The organism is Kumtagia ephedrae, assembly GCF_003012745.1.
GTDB classification, from domain to species: Bacteria; Pseudomonadota; Alphaproteobacteria; order Rhizobiales; family Rhizobiaceae; genus Kumtagia; species Kumtagia ephedrae.
The window spans coordinates 215,937-232,561 of sequence record NZ_PXYK01000005.1; the positions used below are offsets into that span (position 1 = coordinate 215,937).

The 16,625-nt window shown below is 66.0% G+C and carries 13 protein-coding genes and 1 tRNA gene; 7 read left to right on the plus strand and 7 right to left on the minus strand.

Features of this window, described 5'->3' with window-relative positions:
* The 3 genes from C7I84_RS07165 to gltB form a co-directional block, all read right to left on the minus strand.
* Complete coding sequence (locus C7I84_RS07165; RefSeq protein ID WP_106771466.1) at positions 1–429, minus strand: PIN domain-containing protein; 429 nt, start codon at positions 427–429, stop codon at positions 1–3.
* On the minus strand, positions 426–698 hold the full coding sequence (locus tag C7I84_RS07170; RefSeq protein WP_106771467.1) for an antitoxin: 273 nt from the start codon (positions 696–698) through the stop codon (positions 426–428). The genes C7I84_RS07165 and C7I84_RS07170 overlap by 4 nt, the downstream gene beginning before the upstream one ends.
* A gap of 63 nt (positions 699–761) precedes the next feature.
* Positions 762–5,468, minus strand: coding sequence for a glutamate synthase large subunit (gene gltB / locus C7I84_RS07175; protein WP_106771468.1), 4,707 nt, complete (start codon positions 5,466–5,468; stop codon positions 762–764).
* Between the two features lie 466 nt (positions 5,469–5,934).
* Here gltB and C7I84_RS07180 point away from each other — a divergent pair, with 466 nt between their 5' ends.
* The 3 genes from C7I84_RS07180 (at position 5,935) to C7I84_RS07190 (ending at position 8,892) form a co-directional block, all read left to right on the plus strand.
* Positions 5,935–6,984, plus strand: coding sequence for a threonine aldolase family protein (locus tag C7I84_RS07180; RefSeq protein ID WP_106771541.1), 1,050 nt, complete (start codon positions 5,935–5,937; stop codon positions 6,982–6,984).
* A gap of 213 nt (positions 6,985–7,197) precedes the next feature.
* Positions 7,198–8,421, plus strand: coding sequence for an MFS transporter (locus C7I84_RS07185; RefSeq protein ID WP_245428338.1), 1,224 nt, complete (start codon positions 7,198–7,200; stop codon positions 8,419–8,421).
* A 120-nt stretch (positions 8,422–8,541) separates the two neighbouring features.
* Complete coding sequence (locus C7I84_RS07190; protein WP_106771469.1) at positions 8,542–8,892, plus strand: YybH family protein; 351 nt, start codon at positions 8,542–8,544, stop codon at positions 8,890–8,892.
* A gap of 58 nt (positions 8,893–8,950) precedes the next feature.
* On the opposite strand, the gene C7I84_RS07195 is transcribed toward C7I84_RS07190, so the two are convergent.
* The gene (locus C7I84_RS07195; RefSeq protein ID WP_106771470.1) at positions 8,951–9,415 is read right to left on the minus strand and encodes an Hsp20 family protein; all 465 of its coding nucleotides are present in this window, start codon (positions 9,413–9,415) and stop codon (positions 8,951–8,953) included.
* Positions 9,416–9,831: 416 nt separating this feature from the next.
* Here C7I84_RS07195 and C7I84_RS07200 point away from each other — a divergent pair, with 416 nt between their 5' ends.
* Positions 9,832–10,803 (plus strand): alpha/beta fold hydrolase, encoded by a 972-nt coding sequence (locus C7I84_RS07200; RefSeq protein ID WP_106771471.1) that lies wholly within the window; start codon positions 9,832–9,834, stop codon positions 10,801–10,803.
* Positions 10,804–10,942: 139 nt separating this feature from the next.
* Here the strand turns inward: C7I84_RS07200 and C7I84_RS07205 are convergent, their stop codons facing one another.
* The 3 genes from C7I84_RS07205 to C7I84_RS07215 all read right to left on the minus strand — a co-directional run bounded on the left by C7I84_RS07205 (position 10,943) and on the right by C7I84_RS07215 (position 13,486).
* A complete protein-coding gene (locus C7I84_RS07205) occupies positions 10,943–11,449 on the minus strand; it encodes a DUF1579 family protein (RefSeq protein WP_106771472.1) in 507 nt (168 codons plus the stop codon).
* Between the two features lie 116 nt (positions 11,450–11,565).
* Positions 11,566–12,339: a histidinol-phosphatase gene (gene hisN, locus C7I84_RS07210; RefSeq protein ID WP_106771473.1), complete on the minus strand. Its 774-nt coding sequence runs from the start codon at positions 12,337–12,339 to the stop codon at positions 11,566–11,568.
* A 256-nt stretch (positions 12,340–12,595) separates the two neighbouring features.
* Positions 12,596–13,486 carry an N-formylglutamate amidohydrolase gene (locus C7I84_RS07215; protein ID WP_425351304.1) on the minus strand — a complete coding sequence of 297 codons (891 nt, stop codon included), beginning with the start codon at positions 13,484–13,486 and terminating at the stop codon, positions 12,596–12,598.
* A gap of 187 nt (positions 13,487–13,673) precedes the next feature.
* Here C7I84_RS07215 and cpdR point away from each other — a divergent pair, with 187 nt between their 5' ends.
* The 3 genes from cpdR to C7I84_RS07230 all read left to right on the plus strand — a co-directional run bounded on the left by cpdR (position 13,674) and on the right by C7I84_RS07230 (position 16,343).
* A complete protein-coding gene (gene cpdR / locus C7I84_RS07220; protein WP_106771475.1) occupies positions 13,674–14,036 on the plus strand; it encodes a cell cycle two-component system response regulator CpdR in 363 nt (120 codons plus the stop codon).
* Between the two features lie 106 nt (positions 14,037–14,142).
* A tRNA-Val gene (locus C7I84_RS07225) sits at positions 14,143–14,217 on the plus strand.
* Between the two features lie 323 nt (positions 14,218–14,540).
* Positions 14,541–16,343: an NAD(P)/FAD-dependent oxidoreductase gene (locus C7I84_RS07230; RefSeq protein ID WP_106771476.1), complete on the plus strand. Its 1,803-nt coding sequence runs from the start codon at positions 14,541–14,543 to the stop codon at positions 16,341–16,343.
* The last annotated feature ends 282 nt before the right edge of the window (positions 16,344–16,625 follow it).

Here is a 16,625-nt window from a genome sequence, read left to right on the forward strand (position 1 = left end):
CTAGTTCCGTTCCTGCCCGGCGATATCGTCTCGCCAGTTCTCTAATTTCAATCCCGCGATGTCAGCCTCCTGTATGGCCGCGTCGCTGGTTACAAGCACCGCATCGCGAACCATGGCATGAGCCGCGATCCAGAGATCGTTTGGCGACAGCCCCTTGCCGATCCGCTCGACCTTAACGCGAATATCTCCATAAACGTCGCCGACTTCCGGCTCCAGTTCATCAATGCGCAGGCTGCTCAACAGATAGGCCATACTCGGATTGGAGCGCGCGTCGGGTCGCTTCTTCATTCCGTACCTGATCTCGCCTGACACGATCACACTGATGCCCATGTGTCCTTTGGTCATCGTCTGGAACCGCTTTCCGACGACGCCATCAGGTTCTCGCGCAACATCAATGAGAACATTGCTGTCGAGCATGTAGCCGCTCATAGCTTGATATCGTCCAAAGGCAGCATGTCGCTGTCATCAATGTCCGGGAAATCATCCTCTGTCAGCTTGGGCTGCTGACGCAACCACTCGATGATCTCCTTCGGAGAGCGTTCGCGCCTGTCCGGAATCACAGTCAAGCTTCCATCTGCTTCCTTGCGGATCGTGACCTCGTCACCTTCAAATTCGAACTCCTTCGGTATGCGGATCGCGCGGCTTCGTCCATTCCGGAAGACGCGGGCGCGTTGCTCAGTCTTGGGCTTGTTCAGCATCGCGGCCTCCGTATGGCATATGCTTAGACATATGCCATACCAGGTTTTGGTTCAAGAAGAAGGCTACTCCGCCGCCACGTTCATCCTGAGCCGCTCCATCTCCTGCAGCGCGCGGCGATACTCGACCGGCATCACCTTCCGGAATTTCGGCCTGTAGGCCGCCCAGTCCTCGAGGATCGCCTTGGCGCGCGTCGAGCCGGTGTAGTGCGCATGGTTGGAGATGAGCTGCACCAGCCGCTCCTCGTCATGCCTGGTCATGTCGCCCGACACGTCGACGCGGCCCTTGTGGGCGATGTCGCCGCCGTGATGGTGCAGCTTCTCCAGCATGTCGTCCTCTTCGGGGACGGGCTCGAGCTCGACCATCGCCATGTTGCAGCGGTTGGCGAAGTCGCCGCCCTCGTCGAGCACATAGGCGACGCCGCCCGACATGCCGGCCGCGAAATTGCGCCCCGTCCGGCCAAGCACGACCACCACGCCGCCGGTCATGTATTCGCAGCCATGGTCGCCGACGCCCTCGACCACCGCCGCGGCACCGGAGTTGCGGACGGCGAAACGTTCGCCGGCGACGCCGCGGAAGTAGCACTCGCCTGCGATGGCGCCGTAGAGCACGGTGTTGCCGACGATGATCGATTCTTCCGCGACGATGCGGGCATCATCGGCGGGCCGGATGATGAGGCGGCCGCCCGACAGTCCCTTGGCCACATAGTCGTTGCCGTCGCCGACCAGTTCGAAGGTGATGCCGCGCGTCAGGAAGGCGCCGAAGGACTGGCCGGCCGTGCCGGTGAGCTTCACCGAGATCGTGCCGTCCTTCAGTCCCTTGTGCCTGAACCGCTTGGCGACCTCGCCGGCGAGCATGGCCCCCGCCGAGCGGTCGACGTTGCGGATCGGCATCTCGATCTTCACCGGAAGCCTGCTTTCCAGCGCCGGCCGCGCCTGCTCGATCAGCGTGCGGTCGAGCACGTCGTCGATCGGGTGCTTCTGCCGCTCGGTCCAGTGCGTCGCCTCGGCCGGCGCGTCCGGCTTGAAGAAGACGCGGCTGAAGTCGAGCCCCTTGGCCTTCCAGTGGTCGATAAGCTCCCGCTTCTCCAGCAGGTCGGAGGCTCCGACGATCTGGTCGAGATGCGAGAAGCCCATCTCCGACAGCAGCTCACGCACCTCCTCGGCCACGAAGAAGAAGTAGTTGATGACGTGCTCGGGCGTGCCCTTGAAGCGCTTGCGCAGAACCGGGTCCTGCGTGGCCACGCCGACCGGGCAGGTGTTGAGATGGCACTTGCGCATCATGATGCAGCCGGCGGCGATCAGCGGCGCCGTCGAGAAGCCGAATTCGTCGGCCCCGAGCAGCGCGCCGATGATGACGTCGCGGCCCGTCCTCAGGCCGCCGTCGACCTGCAGCGCCACGCGCGAGCGCAGGCCGTTCAGCACCAGCGTCTGGTGCGTCTCCGCCAGCCCCATCTCCCACGGCGAGCCGGCATGCTTCAGTGAGGTCAGCGGCGAGGCGCCGGTGCCGCCGTCGTAGCCGGCGATGGTGATGTGGTCGGCGCGCGCCTTGGCGACGCCTGCCGCGACCGTGCCGACGCCGACTTCCGAGACCAGCTTGACCGACACGTCGGCCTCCGGGTTGACGTTCTTCAGGTCGAAGATGAGCTGCGCCAGATCCTCGATCGAATAGATGTCGTGGTGCGGCGGCGGCGAGATCAGGCCGACGCCCGGCGTCGAATGGCGGGTCTTGGCGATGGTCGCGTCGACCTTGTGGCCGGGCAATTGCCCGCCCTCGCCCGGCTTGGCGCCCTGCGCGACCTTGATCTGCATCATGTCGGAGTTGACGAGATACTCCGTGGTCACGCCGAAGCGGCCCGACGCCACCTGCTTGATCGCCGAGCGCTCTGGGTTGGCCCCGCCGCCGGGCAGCGGCAGGTAGCGGTCCGGCTCCTCGCCGCCCTCGCCGGTGTTCGACTTGCCGCCGATCTGGTTCATGGCGCGCGCCAGCGTGGTATGCGCCTCGCGGCTGATCGAGCCGAACGACATGGCACCGGTGGAGAAGCGCCGCACGACCTCGGCGGCCGGCATCACCTCGTCGAGCGGCACCTTCTTGCGGCCGCTGGCCTCCGCCAGCTTGATGTTGAAAAGGCCGCGGATCGACTTTGCCCGCGCGATCTCGCTGTCGATCTGCTCGGAAAATTCCTTGAAGGTGTCCCACGAGCCCTGCCGCACGGCATGCTGCAGCGAGGCGACGGCGTCGGGCGACCAGACATGCGCCTCGCCGCGCATGCGGAACAGATACTCGCCGCCGACCTCCAGATTGTTGCGCAGCACCGGGTCGTCGCCGAAGGCGTCGCCGTGGCGCAGCACGGTCTCGGCCGCCACCTCGTCCAGCCCGACGCCCTCGATCGTCGTCGCCGTGCCGGTGAAGTACTTTTCGACGAAATCGGACTTCAGCCCGATCGCGTCGAATATCTGCGCGCCGCAATAGGACTGGTAGGTCGAGATGCCCATCTTGGACATGACCTTGAGGATGCCCTTGCCGATCGACTTGATGTAGCGGCCGACCACCTCGTAGGCGTCGACCTCGGCGGGCAGCTCGCCGCGCTTGTGCATGTCGAGCAGCGTGTCGAAGGCGAGATAGGGATTGATCGCCTCGGCGCCGTAGCCGGCCAGGCAGCAGAAATGATGCACCTCGCGCGGCTCGCCGGATTCGACCACGAGGCCGACCGACGTGCGCAGGCCCTTGCGGATCAGGTGATGGTGCACCGCCGCCGTCGCCAGCAGCGCCGGGATGGCGATGCGGTCCGGCCCGACCTGGCGGTCGGACAGGATGATGATGTTGTAGCCGCCGGCCACGGCCGCCTCGGCACGGTCGCACAGGCGGTCGACCGCACCCGGCATGCCGGAAGCGCCTTCCGTCGCCGCGTAGGTGACGTCGAGCGTCTTGGTGTCGAAGCGGTCCTCGGTATGGCCGATCGAGCGGATCTTCTCGAGATCGCCATTGGTGAGGATCGGCTGGCGCACCTCGAGCCGCTTGCGGCGCGAATTGCCGACCAGATCGAAGATGTTCGGACGCGGCCCGATGAAGGAGACCAGGCTCATCACCAGCTCCTCGCGGATCGGATCGATCGGCGGGTTGGTGACCTGCGCGAAGTTCTGCTTGAAATAGGTGTAGAGCAGCTTCGACTTGTCCGACATGGCCGAGATCGGCGTGTCGGTGCCCATCGAGCCGACGGCCTCCTGGCCCGTGGTCGCCATCGGCGACATCAGCAGCTTCGCATCCTCCTGCGTGTAGCCGAAGGCCTGCTGGCGGTCGAGCAGCGAGACATCCCTGCGCAGCGCGCGCGGCTCGACCGGGCTCAGATCCTCCAGCACGAGCTGGGTCCGCTTCAGCCAGTCGCGGTAGGGATGCTTCCGGGCGATCTCCGACTTGATCTCGTCATCGGAGACGATGCGGCCCTTGACCAGGTCGATCAGCAGCATCTTGCCCGGCTGCAAGCGCCACTTCTGGACGATATGCTTCTCCTCGATCGGCAGCACGCCGGCCTCCGAGGCCAGGATGACCCGGTCGTCGTCGGTGACGATGTAGCGCGCCGGCCGCAGCCCGTTGCGGTCGAGCGTCGCGCCGATCTGCCGCCCGTCGGTGAAGCAGACCGCGGCCGGGCCGTCCCACGGCTCCATCAGGGCGGCGTGGTACTCGTAGAAGGCCTTGCGCTCGGCATCCATCGACTTGTTGCCGGCCCAGGCTTCCGGGATCAGCATCATCATCGCATGCGCCAGGCTGTAGCCGCCCTGGAACAGGAATTCGAGCGCGTTATCGAAGCAGGCCGTGTCCGACTGCCCCTCGTAGGAGATCGGCCAGAGCTTGGAGATGTTGTTGCCGAACAGTTCGCTGTCGACCGAGGCCTGGCGCGCCGCCATCCAGTTGTTGTTGCCGCGCACGGTGTTGATCTCGCCATTGTGGGCGACCATGCGGTAGGGATGCGCCAGCTTCCACGACGGAAACGTGTTGGTGGAGAAGCGCTGGTGGACGAGGATCAGCGCCGTCTCGAAGCGCGGATCCGACAGATCCTTGTAATAGGCGCCGACCTGGTAGGCCAGGAACATGCCCTTGTAGATGATGGTGCGCGCCGACAGCGACACGCAGTAGGAGCCGATGTCCCTGTTGTCGTTCTCGGCATAGATGCGGCCGGAGATCACCTTGCGCAGCAGATAGAGCCGCGCCTCGTACTCCTCGTCGTCGGTAATGTCGGGCGGGCGGCCGATGAATACCTGCCGGTGGAACGGCTCCGAGGCGACGATGTCCGGCGCCTTCGACAGCGAGGAATTGTCGACCGGCACATCGCGGAAGCCGATGAGCGGCAGCCCCTCGGATTGCGCGGACTCCGCGATGATCTCGTTGACGTGCTCGCGCAGCGCCGCGTCCCGCGGCATGAACCAGTGGCCGACGCCGTACTGGCCGGCGGGCGGCAGCTCGATGCCCTGCCTGGCCATCTCCTCGCGGTAGAAGCGGTCGGGAATCTGAACGAGCACGCCGGCGCCGTCGCCCATCAGCGGGTCGGCGCCGACCGCGCCGCGATGCGTCAGGTTCTCGAGCATGGCGAGCCCGTCCTTGACGATCTGGTGCGACTTCACTCCCTTCATCTGGGCGATGAAGCCGACGCCGCAGGCGTCATGCTCGTTGCGCGGATCGTACAGGCCCTGGGCGCCGGGAACGCGTTTGGCGGCGACGGCATTGGTCGGGGCGGCAAACTGCCGCGCGCGCGTCGCAAATGGCATGTCCGTCATCGCTCGGTCCTCCGTCGTCTTCCGCTTCCCCGGCGTCCGCCGCCGGTCAGGCCGGCGGCATCGGGATCGGGTTACGGTGGTCTCTCGAATTCACCGCGTCTTCGTCGCACCGGATAGCGCCCGCAGACCGGCTCCCTGTCAATCCGGCAATGCGGGTACTGGTCACAGAACGAGCCGGAACGGCGCATTTGACGCGCTCGATCCGGCGACTACTGCGCGGATAAATAAGACAGCACTGCTGTCCTAAATTTCTTATGACAGAAACCGGCGCCCCGCACAAGACCGAATTGGAAACAAACCATGAGCACCGCGAAAGAAAATGTCTTCCGGCGCGACGTTTCGCGCAACTTCCGGTCGCGGAGCAGCTGGAACCTGCCCTGCCGCCCAAGCACGTCCTGGCCCTTGAAAGCCGCCGCGGAATGGCGTCTTGTCGCCCTTCCCGCCTGATCGACCCATGGACCTTCGCATGCAGTTTTCTTCCGACAATTGGGCCGGCGCCCACCCTAGGGTCGCCGAGAACCTGACGCGACGCACTGCCGGCTACGATGCCGCCTATGGCGGCGGAGCGCTCGACAAGGCGGTCGCGGCAAAGTTCAACGATATCTTCGAGCGCGAGGTCGACGTCTTCTTCGTTGGTACCGGCACCGCCGCGAACGCGCTGTCGCTCAGCCTGTACAACCCTCCGGGCGGCATCTCCTTCTGTCACCGCGAAGCGCATGTCATCGAGGACGAATGCGGCGCGCTCGAATATCTCAGCGGCGGAGGACGGCTGCGCACCGTCGACGGCGCCGAGGGCCGCATCTCGGCCGAAAGCCTCGACCGGGCGATCGGCCGCTTCGTGCCGACCTTCGTCCATGCCGGGCGGCCGGCGGCGGTGACCATTACCCAGGCCACCGAAGCCGGCACCGTCTATTCGCTCGACGACATCGCGGCGATCTCGAACGTGGCCAAGACATACGGCCTGCCGCTGCACATGGACGGCGCCCGCTTCGCCAATGCGCTGGTCGCGTTGAAGACGACGCCGGCCGAGATGACCTGGAAGCGCGGGGTCGACATCCTGTCCTTCGGCGCCACCAAGAACGGCTGCTGGTGCGCCGAGGCGGTGGTGCTGTTCGACCGCGGCAAGGCCGAGGAGTTCCCCTTCCTGCGCAAGCGCGCCGCGCAGCTCTTCTCCAAGTCGCGCTTCATCGCCGCCCAGTTCGAGGCCTATTTCGCCGACGGCCTGTGGCTGGAGACGGCGGCGCACGCCAACGCCATGGCCGCCCGTCTGGCCACCGCGATCCGCGCATCGAACAACGCCCGACTGGCCTGGGAGCCGCAGGCCAACGAGGTGTTCGCCATCATGCGGAAGGAGACGATGCAGATGGCGCTCGCCGCCGGCGCGTCCTTCTACGACTGGCCTCCGCCGCACGGCTTCGCCGGCACGATCGGCGAGGACGAGACGATGTGCCGGCTGGTCACCAGCTTCGCGACCACGGCAGCGGAGGTGGATGCGCTGGCGGGGCTGATCGGCTGAAGAGGGCCCGGCCGCGCGATCGGGCCACACGCACCGAAGGAGGCCGGCGTCGGAGCAAAGCGGAAGAGAGCAAGGCAACGCCGGCGCCAAGCAGTTGCCTCTGCTTCCTATCCGCTGAGCCCTTGACCTCAACCTAGATTGAGGAATTACAGGGAAGGCAATGGCACACCTCACCGGCCGCCTCCCGGCCGGCCCAGTGATCGGAGCAGCAGCGTGACGTCAACCCAATCGGCCGCGACCGACACGCATGCGGCGAGGCAACCGGGCTTCGGCCGCAAGGTGACGCTGCTTTCGGTCGCCACGCTCACCATCATGGCCGGCACGACGATCTCGCCATCGCTGCCGGCGATCGAGGCCGCTTTCGCCGAGGTCGACAAAGTGCAGTTGCTCGCCCGCATGGTGCTGACCCTGCCGGCGCTGTTCGTCGCCTTCTGCGCACCGCTGATCGGCGGCCTTGCCGACCGCTACGGCCGCCTGCGCCTGCTGACCGCCTCGATCGTGCTGTACGGCGTCGCAGGCGTTTCCGGACTGTTCGTCGACAGCCTCGCCGCGCTGCTCGTCGGCCGCGCCGCGCTCGGCGTCGCCATCGGCGGCATCATGACGCTGGTCACCGCGCTGGTCGGCGACTATTTCGTCGGCCCGGAGCGCGAGCGCTATCTCGGCCTGCAGCAGGCCTTCACCGGCCTGGGGGGTGTCGTCTTCGTGCTCGGCGGCGGCATGCTGGCCGATTTTCACTGGCGGGCGCCCTTCGCGGTCTATGCGATGGCATTCGCCATCATCCCGGCCGTCATCCTGTTCCTGACCGAGCCGAGGCGCTTCGGCGCCGCGTCGCCGGTCGCCGCAAGCCAAGCCGAAGCGCCGGTGAAATGGCTGCCGGTGGCCGCACTTTGCCTTCTGTCCTTCCTGATCAACGTCGCCTTCTACGTCGTGCCGTCGCAACTGCCGTTCCAGATGCGCGCGATCGGCCTGACTGCCCCGAGCAGCGCCGGCCTGGCACTCGGCCTGCACAACCTCGTCATGGCCGGCACGGCCTTGTGTTACGGGCGCTTGCGCGCCTCGCTGAGCATCCCGGCGATCTTCGGCATGGGCCTCGCGCTGATGGCGCTCGGCTTCCTGCTGGTTTCAGCATCCGACACGATGCCGTCGGTCCTGATCGCGATGGCGGTCTGCGGCGCCGGCCTGGGTGTCGCCGTGCCGAACCTGATGTCGGCGGCGATCTCGGTGGCGACACCGTCGACGCGCGGGCGCATCGCCGGCACGGTCACCGCCAGCATGTTCATCGGCCACTTCTCCTCGCCTTTCGCAAGCCAGCCCTGGATCGAGTCCTTCGGTTATGCCGCGACCTTCCGCGATGCGGGCTTTGGCCTCATCCTGCTGGCATTCGCCGCCGCGGCCGTCGGCCTGTTTTGGACAGGCCTCACGTCGCATCGAAGCTGAGCGCCGTCCCGTCGCTGCGCGGCGATCCGGCCGGACCTGTCACCGGCGGCCCGATGCTGGCGCGTATTTGGAACCTGCGGCTCCTGGCTGCTTTCCCCCGTGAAGGAAAGGAGTTTCCGCATGTCGACATTCAGCGAATTCATGAAAGAGCGCGAGAAGGCGGCGGCGGCCTATTGCCAGGGCGATGGCGAACCCGTGCTGGCGTTGAGCACGGCGCGGGAGCCCGCCAGCTTCTTCGGCCCCGACGGCAAGGTCTTGCAGTTCGGCCGGGACGGCGAGAGCCGGTTCGAGGTTCACCAGACGGCGGAGGCCGGAGACATCGCCTACTGGAGCGGCGTGCAGCGGGCGATCGTAGAGCTGGGCGGCCGTCGCGTGCCGATGGACCTGCGCGTCACCGAACTGTTCCGCCGCGAGGACGAAGCATGGAAGCTGGTCCATCGCCATGCCGACATCCTGAAATCCGGCGAGTGACCACCAACGAAAAGCGGCGCCCGAAGGCGCCGCCGCAATCGTCAGATCAAAGCCGGTCTTAGTTGACGCTGGTCTCGATCTGCTTGGCCTTGGCCGGCGCAGCCGCGATGGCGATCTTGCGCGGCTTCAGCTCCTCCGGAACGTTGCGCTTCAGATCGATGTGGAGAAGGCCGTTCTTGAGGGTGGCGCCGACGACCTCGACATGATCGGCGAGCTGGAAACGGCGCTCGAAGGCGCGCCCGGCAATGCCGCGATAGATCACTTCGCTGCCTTCGCCGTTGCCCTCCTCCTTGCGCTCGCCCTTCACGCTGAGCACGTTGCGGTGCGACTGGATGTCGATGTCGCTGTCGGCGAAGCCCGCCACCGCCATGGTGATGCGGTAGGAGTCCTCACCGGTCCGCTCGATGTTGTAGGGCGGATAGGACTGACCGTTCTCGGGCTGGCCGAGCGAGTCGAGCAGCGTGAAGAGCCGGTCGAAGCCGACGGTGGAACGATAGAGAGGGGAAAAATCGACGTGACGCATTGTCTGTTCTCCTGTTGAGCAACATGGCGTTTTGACCGTCGCGAGGACCCGTACTGGCATCCCGCAGTGATCAGCGGCCCCGTTCTGGCGACCGCAAAATTTATTTGGGTGAGGCTTCCGCGCATTTCAAGGGAATATCCCCGTGCCATCCGCGTTCATGAACCGGAGATGAACCGCGCCTTCGGCCGCCGTTCAGCCGGCACGACCTAGGCTCGGACGTCTCGAGAAAGCGCCGCGCCTGCGCGGCGTGACGGGGCCGAGCCGGGTGCATCGTCCCTTCCGCCCGGATCGAAAAGGCCGGAACGCCGTGTAAGGCGGCTTCGGCCTGCTCCGTCGTCCAACGCTCCGTTGCAATTGCCGGCCAAGCGCCTAATTTCGCGAGGGTGCCACTTTCCAGCCCCGACGGGCGAGCCGCAATGACCGAACTCTTCTTCGACATCCCCGGCAATCCACGCCCGGATCGCGCCGCCGGCGGCTTCCTGAAGACTCGCGACGGCTACCGGCTGCGCTACGCCCACTTCCTGCCCGACGGGCAGCCGGCGCGGGGCACGGTGGTCGTCCTGCCTGGCCGCAACGAATGCATCGAGAAGTATTTCGAGACCATCCGTGACCTCTCAGCACGCGGTCTCGGCAGCGTGATCATGGATTGGCGCGGCCAGGGCGCGTCCGACCGGCTGATCCGCAACCCCATGCCCGGCCATGTCATCTCCTTCGATCATTACGCCCACGACCTCGACCAGCTCTTCACCGAGATCGTGCTGCCCGACTGCCGTGGTCCCTATTTCGTGCTTGCCCATTCGACCGGAGCGCTGATCGCGCTGCTCGCGGCGCCGCGATTGGCCAACCGGGTGCAGCGCATGGTGCTGATCGCGCCGTTCCTCGGCCTTGTCGGCATGCCATTGTCGATGAGGAACATCCGCCGCATCCTCGGCCTGCTCTACTGGATCGGCCTGCGCCGCATCTATGCCTCCGGCGGCAGGCGACCCGAGCAGGCACCGCCCTTCGGCACCAACAAGCTGACCACCGACGCCGACCGCTACCGCCGCAACATGTCGTTGTGGGCGGCCCACCCGCAGCTGACGCTCGGCGGCCCCACCGTCTCCTGGGTGCGCGCCGCCTGCATCGCCGCCGACATGATCCAGAGCCCCGCCTTCGTTGAGCGCTTCCGCATCCCGACGCTGGTGGTGGCGGCGGGCGCCGATGAAGTCGTGTCGACCCGCGCCATCGAGGATTTCGCCCGACGGCTGAAGACCGCCTCGCTGCTCACCATAGACGGCGCCCGCCACGAGATCCTGCAGGAAGCCGACCGCTACCGCGAGCAGCTTCTGGCGGCCTTCGACGCCTTCGTCCCGGGATCGGCGGCCGAGGCCGTCGAGGCCGCGGATTGACGCGAGCGCAAACCAGTCGCGCGGCCGGCTGGTGCAGTTCAGGTGCCGTCGCCACGATGTCGCCGCCTCGACAGTCGGCGACCGGTCAGCGTGCCTCAACCAGAATGCCAGGCATGAAGCGGCGCGTGCCGGTGCGGAATCACGCCGCGCGGCTGAACCGCATATCCCAGTTTGTCTCCCAGGTTTCGCCGCCATCGGCGGAAAAGGCCTGCTGCCATCGTGCGGCGCTTTCGGTGATCTCGGACCAGATGAAGCGAACCTTGATCGGCTTTCCGTCGAAGACGTCGTCGCACAGGAACGTGCCCACGCCGTCCTTGAACGAGCCACGCACCGGCACGTCGATGACCGATGGGTTGCGCCCGTCGATCCACCAGATCGCCCAAAGCCCCGTCGCGGGATCGAAGGTCCGGACAGCCGCAGCGCGATAGGTGCCGTCGGGAAATTCGATCAAATTGTCCTCGACATTGCCGAAGCCGCCGAGCATCGGCCGCGTCTCGCTGGTGCCGGCGAACTCGTCCCATCTGGTGTCGCCCTCGAGCCGCTTTTGCAGCCGACGATGACGGACGTTCCAGCGCCCGAACAGGCGATCGAAATCGGTATGGCCCTCGGCTTGCGTATCCTGGCTGTGGATGACTTGTTCCGGCATTGCGGTTGTCTCCGATGCGAAGATTTCGCTGAGCTTGCAGGCTAGTCCGGTCCTGCTGACACCACTCTGTCAGGAGGTTTCAGGCGGCGGTCCGTGGCCGGACAGGCGGCGAGCATTCAGCCCCGCAACATCGCCATCGCCGCCTCGTGCAGCTCCGGCGTCGCCGCAGCGACGATGTCGCCGCCGTCCTCGGCCGGACCGCCGTCGAAGGTGGTGACCACGCCGCCGGCCTGCTCGATGATCGGGATCAGCGCGGCGATGTCGTAGGATTGCAGCCCCGGATCGGTGACGATGTCGACCTGGCCCGCCGCGACCATGGCGAAGGCATAGCAGTCGGTGCCGTAGCGGGAGAGCCGGACCGCCTGCTCCAGCCGGTCGTAGCAGCCGCGCATCCCGCCCTTGAACAGCGCCGGCGTGGTGGTGAACAGGATGGCGTCGGCCAGCGCCGTTGTCTTGCGCGTGGCGAGCGCCCGCTCGCCGCCCGGACCCTCGTAGCGGGACCCGGTGCCGGTGGCGTAGAAGAGCTCGCCGGTGAAAGGCTGCGACATCATCCCGGCCAGCGCCTCACCGTCGACGGTCAGCCCGACCAGCGTGCCCCACACCGGAATGCCGGAGATGAAGGCGCGCGTGCCGTCGATCGGGTCGATGATCCACTGGTACGAGCTTGACGGGTTCTCGGCGCCGTGCTCCTCGCCGAGGATGCCGTGGTCGGGATACTCGGCCTTGATGATCGCCCGGATCGCATGCTCCGCCTCGCGATCGGCCTCCGTCACCGGGTCGAAGCCGGCGGCAAGCTTGTTGGCGACGGCGCCCTGGCTGCGGAAGCGCGGCAGCGTTTCGGCCGCCGCCGCGGCGGCGATTCGGCGCAGGAAATCTGCGGGAACGATCACGAAAGGTCCTTTCCAGGGATTCTCAACAGCGGGATTGTTGCAAAAATATCGCAAACCGGGCGAACGGGGATATCAAATATCACTCTGAATTAAGAATTCCGTCACGGTCGCTTGACATTTGTGCGATGCACAATATGCTTATCGGTGAACAGGGTTTCCCTGTTCATGCCCTCCTTGGGCGTTTCCTCCCTAGACTTCGACCGCGTTGTGCGAACAACGCGGTTTTTTTTGACCGGCGCCAGCCGAGCCCGCTACGCTATTCGGCGGCGAGCGGCAATCCCCCGAAGACGTGGTCGGGCAGCGACATCAGGTCGGCTGAGAAGCGGCTGAGATCGTCGGCGAGCGCGTCGAAGCCGGGCGACTTCTGAAACGTCCGCTCGTTCATGTAGAGCCCGCGGTTGATCTCGATCTGCAAAGCGTGCAGGCTGCGGGCCGGCCGGCCGTAATGCTCGGTGATGAACCCCCCGGCATAGGGCTTGTTGTGGGCGACGGTGTAGCCCATCGTCGACAGCAGCGAGATCACCACTTCCACGAAGGAAGCCGAAGCGGAGGCGCCGAAACGGTCGCCGACAATGAAATCCGGGCGGATGCCGCTGTCGCCCACGCGGATGCTTGCCGGCATGGAGTGGCAGTCGACCAGGACGGCATAACCGAAGCGCGAATGCGTCTCGGCCAGCAGGCGCTTCAGCGTGTCGTGATAGGGCTTGTAGACGCCCTCGATGCGGCCGAGCGCCTCGCCGAGCGGCAGCCGCGACGGGTAGATGTCGAGCCCTTCGCCGACTAGCTTGGGGATGGTGCCGAGCCCGCCCGCCACCCGCGCCGAGCGGATGTTGGCGAAGGACGGCACCGGCTCGTGGAACATGCGCGGGTCGAGCTCCCACGGCTCGCGGTTCACGTCGAGATAAGCGCGCGGAAAGTTGGCGGCCAGCAGCGGAGCCCCCAGCGCCACCGCGCCGCCAAAAAGCTCGTCGACATAAGAATCCTCCGAGCGCCGGATCGCGGTCGCGTCGAGCCTGGTCATCGCCAGGAAGCGCTCGGGATAGTAGCGGCCGCTGTGCGGCGAGTTGAAGACGAACGGCACCCGCTGCTCGGCGGCGGCGCGAATCTCGAAAGGCGCGACCGCGCCGAAGTCGGCGGCGGTGGTCATCTGCGCTGTTCCTGGACTCGGTACACCATTGTTCGAAACTGCCATCTGCCGCGGCCCGTGTCCAGCTTCGCCCGGCCCCGCGGAACCGCAGGCATTCACTTGATATTTACCCGCCGCTCTTCATATACAAGTCATGGTTAACGGGCCGTCCGGCGACGGCTCGCCGAACTGATTCGGACGGGAAGACATGGCACGCATCCTGCTGGCGGAAGACGACGACGACATGCGCCGGTTCCTGGTCAAGGCGCTGGAGCGCGCCGGCTACGACGTGAGCGATTTCGACAACGGCGCCAGCGCCTACGAGCGGCTGCGCGAGGAGCCGTTCTCGCTGCTCCTGACCGACATCGTCATGCCGGAGATGGACGGCATCGAGCTTGCCCGCCGCGCCACCGAGATCGACCCGGACCTCAAGGTCATGTTCATCACCGGCTTCGCCGCCGTGGCGCTGAACCCCGACTCCAAGGCGCCGAAGGATGCCAAGATCCTGTCGAAGCCCTTCCATCTGCGCGAGCTCGTGAGCGAGGTGGAGAAGATGCTGCAGGCCGCCTGAACGCGGTTTTCGCCCGGCAGAGCGACCTGCCTGCGCCGGCGCAAATAGCCGCCATCGGAACTATTGACGCGCCCGATCAAACATGGTGTATGCGCGGCATTCGGATGGGCGTGTAGCTCAGCGGGAGAGCACTACGTTGACATCGTAGGGGTCACAGGTTCAATCCCTGTCACGCCCACCATTCGAACTTCTCCAATATGCAGACCGTCCGCTGCGTCCATCGGCGCACCGTCCGGGGACCCTCCACCGCCCTCTGACCGAAAGTCGAAAGGCCTTGCTCTGGTCATCGCGCGCTCATTCCGTATGATCGTCGGCGGCCATCGGATTTCGGCGTGGAGGAGGCCGCGCGCGACATTGGGGTATGCAGGAGGCATGTCTCGGTCACGCTCGCGATCGCCGCGTCACGGAGGAAATTCGCAGCACCGGATGCAGGACGTGGCGGTGAACCGTTGCGTCGACGTTCGAGTTCGCCGTCGGCCGGACAGCCAGTGAAGGGAGGAATGCATGCTCGACAAGGCCCCGAACCAGAAACTCGCCGGACTTCTCGAAAAGTTCGGCGCGGCCCTGGCCTCCGGCGACATCGACGCCGCGGTGTCGCTGTTCCAGGACGACTGCTACTGGCGCGACCTCGTCGCCTTCACCTGGAACATCAGGACGATGGAGGGCAAGGAGCAGATCCGCGACATGCTGAAGAGCCGACTCGCCGATGTCGGGCCGTCGAACTGGGCGGTTGCCGAGGGCGAGGACGCCGCAGAGGCGGACGGGCTGCTGGAAGGCTGGATCAGCTTCGAGACGAAGGTGGCGCGCGGCTACGGCCAGATCCGGCTGAAGGACGGTAAGATCTGGACGCTGCTCACCACCATGGCCGAGCTGAAGGGGCATGAGGAGAAGGCCGGCTTCACCCGCCCGCTCGGCGCCAAGCACGGTCACGGCAAGGGCCGCAAGTCGTGGAAGGAGGAGCGCGAGGAGGAGATCGCCGAACTCGGCTTCAGCCGCCAGCCCTATTGCGTCATCGTCGGCGGCGGCCAGGGCGGCATCGCGCTCGGCGCCCGGCTGAAGCAGCTCGGCGTATCCACCATCATCGTCGAGAAGAACGAGCGCCCCGGCGACAGCTGGCGCAAGCGCTACAAGTCGCTCTGCCTGCACGACCCCGTCTGGTACGATCACCTGCCCTATATCGACTTCCCCAAGAACTGGCCGGTGTTCTCGCCAAAAGACAAGATCGGCGACTGGCTGGAGATGTACACCAGGGTGATGGAGCTCAACTACTGGACCTCCACGACCGCGAAGAAGGCCAGTTACGACGAGGCCGCAGGGGAATGGACCGTCGTGGTCGAGCGCGACGGCAAGGAGATCGTGCTGAAGCCGAAGCAGCTCGTGCTGGCGACCGGCATGTCCGGCAGGCCCAACCTGCCGAAATTCCCCGGCATGGAAAAATTCAGGGGCGACCAGCACCATTCCTCGCGGCATCCGGGGCCGGACGCCTATGCCGGCAAGAAGGCGGTCGTCATCGGCTCCAACAACTCCGCCCACGACATCTGCGCGGCGCTGTGGGAAGCCGGCGCCGACGTCACCATGGTGCAGCGTTCGTCCACCCACATCGTGCGCTCCGAGACGCTGATGGAGGTCGGGCTGAGCGCGCTCTATTCCGAGCAGGCGGTGCGCAACGGCATGACCACCGCCAAGGCCGACCTGATCTTCGCCTCGCTGCCCTACAAAATCCTGCACGAGTTCCAGATCCCGCTCTACCGGCAGATGAAGGATCGCGACCAGAAGTTCTACGCGGATCTGGAGAAGGCCGGCTTCCTGCTCGACTGGGGCGACGACGGCTCCGGCCTGTTCATGAAATATCTGCGGCGCGGCTCCGGCTATTATATCGACGTCGGCGCCTGCGATCTCGTCATCGACGGCTCGATCAAGCTGAAGAGCGGCTCCGGCGTGAAGGAGATCACCGAGGACGCGGTGCTGCTGGAGGACGGCACAAGGCTGCCGGCCGACGTGATCGTCTACGCCACCGGCTACGGGTCGATGAACGGCTGGGCGGCCGAGCTGATCTCGCGCGAGGTGGCCGACAAGGTCGGCAAATGCTGGGGTCTCGGCTCCAACACGACCAAGGATCCCGGTCCCTGGGAGGGCGAGCAGCGCAACATGTGGAAGCCGACGCAGCAGGAGGGTTTGTGGTTCCACGGCGGCAACCTGCACCAGTCGCGCCACTATTCGCAGTTCCTGGCGCTGCAGCTCAAGGCGCGGCAGGAAGGCATCCCGACGCCGGTCTACGGCCTGCAGGAGGTGCATCACAAGGGCTGATGCCGCGGGCGTTGTGCTGCGAAACGCAACCCTCACCGGCCCTTCGAGCCCCTCTCCCACACTTGGGGCGAATGCGCAGTTCCAGCGATAGGCGCTCACCTTGCGGCCAGCGCTCCTCTCCCCGGGAGGGCCGGGCTATCGCATATGAGTTTACCCCCACCCCTAACCCCTCCCCACAAGGGGGAGGGAGACCGGCTGACGTCTCCGCCGAGCACTCATCGTCGACGGTTATGCGTTGCATAGCGGCCGCCGCAAAGTCCCCCTCCCCCCTTGTGGGAAGGG

Excerpts from the sequence above, each read along its gene's own strand:
- C7I84_RS07180 (WP_106771541.1), top strand. The coding sequence starts at position 5,935 with ATGCAGTTTTCTTCCGACAATTGGGCCGGCGCCCACCCTAGGGTCGCC.
- C7I84_RS07195 (WP_106771470.1), bottom strand. The coding sequence starts at position 9,415 with ATGCGTCACGTCGATTTTTCCCCTCTCTATCGTTCCACCGTCGGCTTC.
- C7I84_RS07165 (WP_106771466.1), bottom strand. The coding sequence starts at position 429 with ATGAGCGGCTACATGCTCGACAGCAATGTTCTCATTGATGTTGCGCGA.
- C7I84_RS07230 (WP_106771476.1), top strand. The coding sequence starts at position 14,541 with ATGCTCGACAAGGCCCCGAACCAGAAACTCGCCGGACTTCTCGAAAAG.
- cpdR (WP_106771475.1), top strand. The coding sequence starts at position 13,674 with ATGGCACGCATCCTGCTGGCGGAAGACGACGACGACATGCGCCGGTTC.
- C7I84_RS07200 (WP_106771471.1), top strand. The coding sequence starts at position 9,832 with ATGACCGAACTCTTCTTCGACATCCCCGGCAATCCACGCCCGGATCGC.
- C7I84_RS07190 (WP_106771469.1), top strand. The coding sequence starts at position 8,542 with ATGTCGACATTCAGCGAATTCATGAAAGAGCGCGAGAAGGCGGCGGCG.
- C7I84_RS07205 (WP_106771472.1), bottom strand. The coding sequence starts at position 11,449 with ATGCCGGAACAAGTCATCCACAGCCAGGATACGCAAGCCGAGGGCCAT.
- C7I84_RS07170 (WP_106771467.1), bottom strand. The coding sequence starts at position 698 with ATGCTGAACAAGCCCAAGACTGAGCAACGCGCCCGCGTCTTCCGGAAT.
- gltB (WP_106771468.1), bottom strand. The coding sequence starts at position 5,468 with ATGACGGACATGCCATTTGCGACGCGCGCGCGGCAGTTTGCCGCCCCG.
- C7I84_RS07215 (WP_425351304.1), bottom strand. The coding sequence starts at position 13,486 with ATGACCACCGCCGCCGACTTCGGCGCGGTCGCGCCTTTCGAGATTCGC.